A 4,799-nucleotide genomic window follows, 5' to 3' on the forward strand; every position below is an offset into this window, starting at 1 on the left:
GGCGAGTTCGACCACCTGCCCGAGCAGGCCTTCTACATGGTGGGCGGCATCGAGGGCGTGATCGAAAAGGCCCGCAAGCTCGAGGCGGGCGGCTGATGGCGGCCCCCGCGGCGGCTGCGGGCACGGGCGCGGGGGCGCTGCGCGTCACTGTGCTCTCGCCCGAGCAGACGGTGTTCCAGGGGACGGCCGACTCGGTGGTCGCGCCGGCCTTCAACGGCAAGCTGGGCATCCTGCGCGGCCACGCCCCGCTGATGGCGCTGCTGGGCGAGGGCGAGCTGCGCGTGACCACGGGTGGGGACGAGCGCCGGTTCTTAGTGGCCGGCGGGTTCCTGCAGGTGGCCGACGACGAGGTGACGGTCCTCAGCGAGCGCGCGACGCCCGCCTGAGATCGTCGGTCGGGATGGATGATGCCGGCCTCCGCTGCTTTCGGGCAGCGGGGGCCGGTTTCGTTGGGGAGAGGGGGGAAGTTCGGTCGGGGTTGGACCAGTCCCGGTGCGCGGGCGGGCGCCCCCCATCCCCAGCCCTTCCCCCGCAAACTGCGCGGGGGAAGGGAGCCAGTTCGGCGCGCGGTTCCAGACCACGCTCAGAAGCCTGTCATCCTGAGGCCCAGGCGCACCGAACTGGCCCGTAGCACACGCCTCGCGGGCCGAAGGATCTAGCCTGGGGCACGTACAAACCTCGGCGCGGCAGCGGTCACCGTGGCCGAGGCCTCGGCTGCCGTGGGGCCCTCACCCCGCCGCGCTGACACGCGTGCGACCCTCTCCCACAAACAGCGTGGGAGAGGGGGTACACACCAGGCGTTGGCGTGCTTCCGGTGAGTCGGGTGCGGGCACCGGGTGAGCTTCGTGGCGTCTCGACTGGCGGCCGTGCATGCCTCGGCTGCCCTCACCCCCGGCCCCTCTCCCGCAAGCGGGAGAGGGGAGAATTCGATCGCGCATCGGCAGGTGCCGCGCGCCCGAATGTCATCCCGACGGAGCGGCCACGCCGGACCGACCCTTACGATGTAGATCGCAGCGACCGAGGGATCCGCCACACATTCCGCGTGGCGCCCGACTACGTTGGCTGGCACGGTCCGCTGTTCCGGGGCCCGCTCTGTTTACGCGCGAACGACGACTGGTGAGCAGGGTGCCTGCCGCTCCGGAGCGGGCTGCGGGGCTGTGTGGCGGATACCTCAGTCGCTGCCAGCGACGGTGTGCGGGCAGGCCTTCCGGGGCCGCTCCATCGGGATGGCAGCGTGCTCTTCGGCTGGCGCCGCGCACACGATCGCGCGAGCAGTCCGCGAAGGCGGACTTCGGGCCGTCGTTGCCGCGAATTCATTCGCCCCGGCGGGGCTGGAGGCGTGCTCCTCTCCTGCCCGACGCGCCGAATCCCGAAGGGTACCCCCTCGCCCACGCTGTTTGTGGGAGAGGGTGGCACGCGTGTCAGCGCGGCCGGGTGAGGGCTCCACGGCAGCCGGGGCCGCGCGCACCTCCATTCAGCCTCGTCTCGCACGCTAGAAAGACGCACCGAAGTCCCATCTGGTCCGGAACTTGAACCCCGCCCGGGAACTCGCGACGCCCGCTGGCCTACACAACCAGCGGGCATCGTAGCGTTGTCCATACAGACCAGGAACCAGAGCGCAACCGATGAAGCACAAGCTGATTGCCGCCTCCCTCGCCCTGAGCGCCGTGTTCGCCGGCCGGGCAGAGGCGCAGGTGTTCACACCCACCTTCCTGTCCCCCGTCCCCTCCAACGACTTCGGCGTGTACGTCAGCGACTGGGGCGGCGGGCTGGGCGTGGAGGGGATCTGGCGCCGCCAGTCACGCGGCGGCTCCAACCTGGGCCTTCACGCGGGCTACGTGGACCTGGGCGACGGCTCGCTCAGCCTTGGCCTGGACATGCGCAACCCCGTGGTGCTGGCGGGCGCGCCCATCGGGCTGGCGTTCACCGTCGGCGGGCAGGCCGTCGTCGGCGACGAAACGTTCCTCGGCGGGCAGATCGGCTTTACCGCGGGGCAGGCGCTTCCGGCCGGCGGCATGACCGTTACGCCCTACATCCACCCCCGTCTGGCCATCGGCACCGGCTTCATCGGGGACGGTGTGGACAACGAGTTCGAGATCGACGTGCTGGCCGACGTGGGGGTGGACCTGGACTTCGCTTCGGGCGTGGCGCTGCGCCTGGGCGCCAACCTGGGTGACGGCGCCAACTGGGGCCTGGGCGTAGCCTTCCGCCGGTAGCACTCGCGTCCGTATCGCGCGCCGTCCGCGGGACGGCGCGCTCCCCATATCCGAAATCCATGAAGCGAGCCGATCTTCACATCCACACCCGTGCCTCCGACGGCGAGCTGTCCCCCGCCGAGGTGGTGAACGCGGCCGTCGCCGCGCGGCTGGACGTCATCGCCATCACGGACCACGACACCATCGGCGGGCTGGCCGAGGCGCTGGAGGCGGCGCGGGGCGGACCCGTTCGCGTGGTGACGGGTGTGGAGGTGAGCAGCCGCCAGGGCGAGGACGAGATCCACATCCTGGGCTACCACGTGGCGCCCGACGCCGCGCCCCTCCTGGCCCATGAGCACGGCGCGCTGGGGCGCCGGCAGGAGCGCGCCCGCGAGATGGTGCGGCGGCTGCAGGGGATGGGCGTCACGGTGGATTACGAGGACGTGATGCGCGCCGCCGGGACGGATGCACGCGCCATCGGCCGGCCGCACGTGGCGCGCGCGCTGGTGGCGCGTGGCGCGGTGAGGTCCATGCACGAGGCGTTCGACCGCTACCTGGGCGACGCGGGATCGGCGTTCGTGATGACGCTGCTGCCGCCCGTCCGCGACGCCATCGAGATGATCCGCGCCTCCGGCGGATACGCCGTTTGGGCGCACCCGGACCCGGTGATCTTCGAGCGCGAAATCCACAATTTCGCGGAGTACGGCCTGGCCGGCATCGAGTGCTTCCGTCCTAACACGCCAGCGAACGATGCGAAGCGCTATCGCGCCGTGGCACGCGAGCTGGGGCTGTGGGCCACGGGCGGGTCCGACTGGCACGGGCCGCACCGCAACCGGCTGGGCGACTTCTACATCGACGCCGAAGAGGTCCGCGGATTGCTGGACGCCGTTCCGCACGATTGATCCTCACGGCGGCCCCTCTGGAGGCCGCCGAACTCCGGCCCGCAGCGCCGTGCCCGATCCACGCCCGTCCCGAGGCATCCGCGACCCGGGGGTGATCCCCGGCCTCGTCGTGCTGGCCGTCCTCACCTTACTCGTCGTCTATCTCTACAGCGGAAAGCCCCAGTCCGCCGCCGAGGTGGGCGGGCGCGCCTGGGTCGCTCTCGCGCCGGACGCCTACACCCCGCGCATCTCCCGCGCGCGGGAGCGGGTGAAGGCCGCGCTGGACGCCGTCGCGGCGGGGGACACCGCAGCCGCCATCGCCCGCTACGCCGAAGCGGAGGAGGAAGCGCTGGAGGCGCGCAATCGGGCCGCGGACGACACGGCGCGCGTGGCCGAGGCGACGGAGTTCTGGGCCGGCATCGCGCTGGACCGCGCGGGGCTGATGCTGGCCGGTGGGGCCACGCCCTGGTACCGCGGAGACAACGACCAGATGCTGACGGACGCGCTCGCCATCGCCCAGCGCGTCCGCGCCGCGCCCGTCTCGCCCACGACGCGACAGCGCGCGGACGAGCTGATCGCGCGGATCGAGCGGCAGCTGCGCACGGGTCCCCTGGAATGGCTCCCCCGCCGATGACGGTCGCACAGCGGGCGGTCGCCGCCTCCCTCGCCTTTCTCGCCTCCGCCGCGCTGGCCGGCGTCGCCCTGGTACCCGAGGGGGTGGAGTACCGCGCGTTCGGGATGGTGGAAGGCGTGTTCGCCCTCCTGCTCTCGTACCTCCTGGTCTTCCGCCGTGGCTGGCAGGCGCCGGAGGACGCCGTCGGATGGATCGCCGTGGCGTACGGAACGCTGGCGAGCGCCCAGGTGCTGGAGCTGCTCCTTCCCCCGCCGGGAATGATCGAGTGGATGGTGGTGGCGGGCGTGGCGGTGACGGCGTGGGGTGCATTCTCTGGCGGCTCGCGTCGGCGCCTCGTGTTTACGCTCGCCAGCCTGGCGCTGCTGCTGGCCGTGCTGAAGTTCTCGGTGATCCCCGTCCTCTGGGGCCGCATCGGTCCGCAGCCCGGGACGGCCTTCGGCCTGGGTGACGCGGCGGAGGGCGTGCGACGCGTGTTCGCCGACCACCGGCCGCTGCGTCCCATCGGACAATTCGTGGGATTTGTCGCCATCGCCTGCTGGGCGGCAGGCACCCGTCTTCTCTGGCCCGATGACGATGTTCAGGAGGCGGAGGACCGAACGATCGTTCGAGAAGAGATCAGGCTCCTGAAATCGTAACCCGTTGACAGGAGCGGCTTTGGAGATTATTCTTGGAGCCCTTCGCGGGTGGCGCCGGCAACGGCGCCGGGGAGACGGGAAAGAAAGCCGGGCGACCGGCCCCGTTGACAACCGCGACAAAAGCGTGTAAGTTAGATGGCTCGCGGCGAAATGGCCGCGCACGAATTTTTGAAAACTTGGGTATTGGGTTGGGTAGCGAAGCCGAGCGGATCGTGAAGATCTTGCTCGAAGCAAAGCTCGAGAGCACCAATGCTGTGTGTTGGTTCGGTGGACCGGAATGCCCCCCGACTCGTTTAGGCGCGAGGGGGGATACAAGCATATCCGGTCAAGCGAAAGTAGGGCGCACGGTGGATGCCTTGGCACGGACAGGCGAAGAAGGGCGCGATAAGCTGCGATAAGCGTCGGGGAGCTGCACGTAAGCGTTGATCCGGCGATGCCCGAATGGGGAAACCCG

5 protein-coding genes and 1 rRNA gene are annotated in these 4,799 nt (G+C 70.6%); all 6 read left to right on the forward strand.

The annotated features are described in order from the left end of the window. Positions 1–95 precede the first annotated feature (95 nt). Positions 96–386, forward strand: a complete 291-nt coding sequence (locus tag VIB55_RS23955; RefSeq protein ID WP_331879206.1) for a F0F1 ATP synthase subunit epsilon — start codon at positions 96–98, stop codon at positions 384–386. Positions 387–1,625: 1,239 nt separating this feature from the next. Further along, positions 1,626–2,216: a hypothetical protein gene (locus VIB55_RS23960; protein ID WP_331879207.1), complete on the forward strand. Its 591-nt coding sequence runs from the start codon at positions 1,626–1,628 to the stop codon at positions 2,214–2,216. 59 nt (positions 2,217–2,275) lie between these two features. After that, positions 2,276–3,097, forward strand: a complete 822-nt coding sequence (locus VIB55_RS23965; protein ID WP_331021861.1) for a PHP domain-containing protein — start codon at positions 2,276–2,278, stop codon at positions 3,095–3,097. 49 nt (positions 3,098–3,146) lie between these two features. Beyond that, positions 3,147–3,710 carry a hypothetical protein gene (locus VIB55_RS23970; RefSeq protein WP_331879208.1) on the forward strand — a complete coding sequence of 188 codons (564 nt, stop codon included), beginning with the start codon at positions 3,147–3,149 and terminating at the stop codon, positions 3,708–3,710. Further along, positions 3,707–4,345 carry a hypothetical protein gene (locus VIB55_RS23975; RefSeq protein WP_331879209.1) on the forward strand — a complete coding sequence of 213 codons (639 nt, stop codon included), beginning with the start codon at positions 3,707–3,709 and terminating at the stop codon, positions 4,343–4,345. The genes VIB55_RS23970 and VIB55_RS23975 overlap by 4 nt, the downstream gene beginning before the upstream one ends. A gap of 323 nt (positions 4,346–4,668) precedes the next feature. Further along, a 23S ribosomal RNA gene (locus VIB55_RS23980) occupies positions 4,669–4,799 on the forward strand; the annotation flags it as partial.

This window comes from Longimicrobium sp. (assembly GCF_036554565.1).
Lineage (GTDB): Bacteria > Gemmatimonadota > Gemmatimonadetes > Longimicrobiales > Longimicrobiaceae > Longimicrobium.

Coding starts and splice junctions, on each gene's coding strand:
- VIB55_RS23965 (WP_331021861.1), top strand. CDS start 2,276: ATGAAGCGAGCCGATCTTCACATCCACACCCGTGCCTCCGACGGCGAG.
- VIB55_RS23955 (WP_331879206.1), top strand. CDS start 96: ATGGCGGCCCCCGCGGCGGCTGCGGGCACGGGCGCGGGGGCGCTGCGC.
- VIB55_RS23960 (WP_331879207.1), top strand. CDS start 1,626: ATGAAGCACAAGCTGATTGCCGCCTCCCTCGCCCTGAGCGCCGTGTTC.
- VIB55_RS23975 (WP_331879209.1), top strand. CDS start 3,707: ATGACGGTCGCACAGCGGGCGGTCGCCGCCTCCCTCGCCTTTCTCGCC.